3 protein-coding genes and 1 pseudogene are annotated in these 3,335 nt (G+C 67.0%); 2 read left to right on the plus strand and 2 right to left on the minus strand.

The window, feature by feature from the left end; genetic code table 11:
- Together ytpR and pheS are read right to left on the minus strand one after the other, a co-directional pair.
- On the minus strand, positions 1–1,204 hold a 1,204-nt coding region (ytpR, locus tag VFT73_RS08940), incomplete at its 3' end, for a YtpR family tRNA-binding protein (protein WP_326410030.1).
- Positions 1,201–2,280, minus strand: a complete 1,080-nt coding sequence (pheS, locus tag VFT73_RS08945) for a phenylalanine--tRNA ligase subunit alpha (RefSeq protein ID WP_326410032.1) — start codon at positions 2,278–2,280, stop codon at positions 1,201–1,203. The genes pheS and ytpR, both read right to left, overlap by 4 nt.
- A 135-nt stretch (positions 2,281–2,415) precedes the next feature.
- On the opposite strand from pheS, the gene VFT73_RS08950 reads away from it, so the two are divergent.
- Together VFT73_RS08950 and VFT73_RS08955 are read left to right on the plus strand one after the other, a co-directional pair.
- Positions 2,416–2,895, plus strand: a complete 480-nt coding sequence (locus VFT73_RS08950; RefSeq protein ID WP_326410034.1) for an RcnB family protein — start codon at positions 2,416–2,418, stop codon at positions 2,893–2,895.
- 105 nt (positions 2,896–3,000) lie between these two features.
- A pseudogene (locus VFT73_RS08955) lies at positions 3,001–3,335 on the plus strand (DUF885 domain-containing protein); the annotation flags it as partial.

The raw sequence follows: 3,335 nt of genomic DNA on the forward strand, positions 1-3,335 counted from the left end.
GCCGCCCGGCCCGCGTGACCGCGCTGACGGTGCCGCCGCAATGCTCGGTTACCAGCCAGGTCGCGATCGCCAGCCCCTCGTCGAGGAAGGCCGGATCGACGCCGCGCTCGAAGCGCTGGCGGGCGTCGCTGGTGAGCCCCAATTTCTGGCCGGTGCGGGCGATATGCTGAGGCGTGAAATAGGCGCACTCGATCAGCACGTCGGCGGTGCTCTCGGACACGCCCGAATGCTCCCCGCCCATGATGCCGCCGATGTCGTGGACCGCCGCGTCGTCGGCGATCACCGTCATCGTCTCGTCGAGCGTGTAGGTCTTGCCGTTCAGCGCCAGCACCTGCTCGCCATCCCGCGCGCGGCGCGCGACAAGCGGCCCGGTCAGCTTGGCGCGGTCATAAACGTGCAGCGGTCGGCCGAGATCGATCGAGACGAAGTTGGTGATGTCGACCAGCACGGAAATCGGCTTCTGCCCGATCGCGTTCAGCTTCTGCTGCATCCATTTCGGCGACGCACCGTTCGTCACGCCGGAGACCGCCTGGGCATAGAAGGCCGGACAGCCTTCCGGATCGTCGGTCCGCACCGCCGGCGCGGGCTCGCTGCCTTCGACCGGCTCCAGCGACCCCATGCGATAGACGTCGCCGAGCGGATTCAGCGTGCCCAGTCCCGCCGCCGCCAGATCGCGCGCGATGCCGCGCACGCCCATGCAGTCCTGCCGGTTGGGCGTGATCGCCACGTCGATCACCGGATCGTTCAGCCCCGCCCATTCGGCGAAGCTCGATCCCACCGGCGCATCGGCGGCCAGCTCGATGATGCCGTCATGCTCGTCGCCCAGCTCCAGCTCGCGCACCGAGCACATCATGCCGCGGCTTTCGACGCCGCGGATCGCCGCGACCTTCAGCGTGATGTCGCTGCCCGGCACATAGGCGCCCGGCGCGCCGAACACGCCGAGCAGCCCCGCGCGGGCATTGGGCGCGCCGCAGACGACCTGCACGGGCCCTTCGCCGGCATCGACCGACAGAACCTGCAATTTGTCGGCCTGCGGGTGGCGCTCCGCGGTCAGGACCTTGGCGATGCGGAACGGCGCAAGCTTCTCCGCCGGGTTCTCGACGCCTTCGACTTCCAGTCCGATGCGCGTCAGCGTCTCGACGATCTGGTCGAGCGTGGCCTCGGTCTGGAGATGTTCCTTCAGCCAGGAAAGGGTGAACTTCATGCGCCCACTCCTCCGCTGAGCGTAGGCACATCCAGCGCCGAAAACCCGTAATGCCGCAGCCAGCGCAGGTCGCCGTCGAAGAAGGCGCGCAAATCGTCCATTCCGTATTTGAGCATCGCGAGGCGGTCGACGCCGACGCCGAACGCGAAGCCGCTATAGTCGTCCGGATCGAGCCCGCAGGCGCGGATCACGCGCGGGTGGACCATGCCGGACCCGAGCAGCTCCATCCAGCCCTCGCTGCCGCCCAGGATGCGGCGCCCGTTGGTCCAGGTGAATCCCACGTCCACTTCGGCCGACGGCTCGGTGAAGGGGAAATAGCTGGGGCGCAGGCGCAGCACGATGTCGTCGCGCTCGAAGAACGCCTTCAGGAACGTTTCCAGCGTCCATTTGAGATGGCCCAGATGGATGCCGCGATCGATCACCAGTCCCTCGATCTGGTGGAACATCGGCGTGTGCGTCGCGTCGCTGTCGGAGCGATAGACGCGGCCCGGCGCGATGATCCGGATCGGCGGCTGCTGGCTCTGCATCGTCCGGATCTGCACGGGAGAGGTGTGCGTGCGCAGCAGCATCGACTTCCCGTCCCGGGCCATCTGGTCGGGAAAGTAGAAAGTGTCGTGCATCGCCCTCGCCGGATGCGTCTCCGGGATGTTGAGCGCGGTGAAATTATGCCAGTCGTCCTCGATCTCGGGACCGGTCGCCACCGCGAAGCCCATATCGGCAAAGATCTCGGCGAGCTCGTCCATCACCTGGCTGACCGGATGCACCGATCCGCGCGGAGTCTCGGGCGCGGGCAGGCTCAGGTCGATTCGCTCCGACGGGAGCCGCGCTTCCAGCGCTGCACCTTCCAGCGCCGCCTTGCGCGCAGCGATCGCGGTCGAGACGGCTTCGCGCAGGCCGTTGATCCGCGGCCCTTCGGTCTGGCGCTGCTCGTGGGTCATGCCGCCCAGCGTCTTCAGCAGCGCCGTCACCTGCCCCTGCTTGCCCAGCAGGCGGACGCGCTCGGTCTCCAGCGCCTCCAGCGTCGCCGCGGCGCCGATCGCGTCCAGCGCTTCGGCCTTGATTTGATCCGTGTCCATCGCGCGTCCCCAAAGCAAATGGGAACCGGCGGCGCAAGCAATGCGTCTCGCGGCTTGCTGTTTGCTGACGAACCGATTCGGGGCCGGTTCAGAGCGAATCGCGCAGAAAAGACCCGTCCAATAAGGAGGACAGTTATGCGTAAGCTTATCATCTCTGCCCTGATGGCCGCCACGATCCTGCCGACCGGCACGGCTTTCGCCCAGTCGCCGCGCGAAATCCGCAAGGATCAGCGCGACATCCGCCAGGAAAAGCAGGAACTCCGCGACGCGCGTCGCTACGGCGACCGCCGCGACGTGCGCGAGCAGCGCCGCGATGTCCGCGAGGCTCGGCGCGAGTTGCGCGAAGACTGGCGCGACTATCGCCGCGACCATCGCGCCGTCTACACCTTGCCGCGCTATTACGCGCCGCGCGGCCATGCCTACCGCCCGGTCCGCGTCGGCGTGGCGATCGCGCCGGCGTTCTACACCCAGCGCTACTGGATCGCCGATCCGTATCGCTATCGCCTGCCGCGGCCGGCCGCCAACCAGCGCTGGATCCGCTACGGCAACGACGTGCTGCTGATCAACGCGCGCAACGGCCGCGTGATTCAGGTCATCAACGGCTTCTTCTACTAAGGAGCATCCGCGGCCCGGGGGCTTTCTCCCGGGCCGCTTTTGCCTCTTTTCGTTTCCCGGACGGCTGTTCTATAGGCGCAACACAGCTCTCATCCGGAGATTTCGATGCGCCTTGCTCTTCTGCTCGCTTCCGTCGCCCTTGCCCTCCCGGCCGTTGCGGCGGCCCAGCCGGCGGCATCCGCCCAGCCTGTGGCCGATTACAACGCGCAGCTGCTGAAGCTCTTTCACGACAGCGACGAAGCGCAGCTGAAGCTCAATCCGCTGTCGGCGATCTTCCGCGGCGACATGCGCTATGCCGATCGCCTCGGCGACTATGGCAGCGACGCCTATTACAATGCCTCGCGCGCCGCCGCCGAAAGCGACTTGAAGAACCTGCACGCGATCCTGCGCGACAAGCTGACGCCGACCAACCAGATCGCTTACGATGTATTCGAATGGCA

Origin of the sequence: Sphingomonas sp., assembly GCF_035758555.1 — a bacterium.
In the GTDB taxonomy this organism is placed as follows: domain Bacteria; phylum Pseudomonadota; class Alphaproteobacteria; order Sphingomonadales; family Sphingomonadaceae; genus Sphingomonas_B.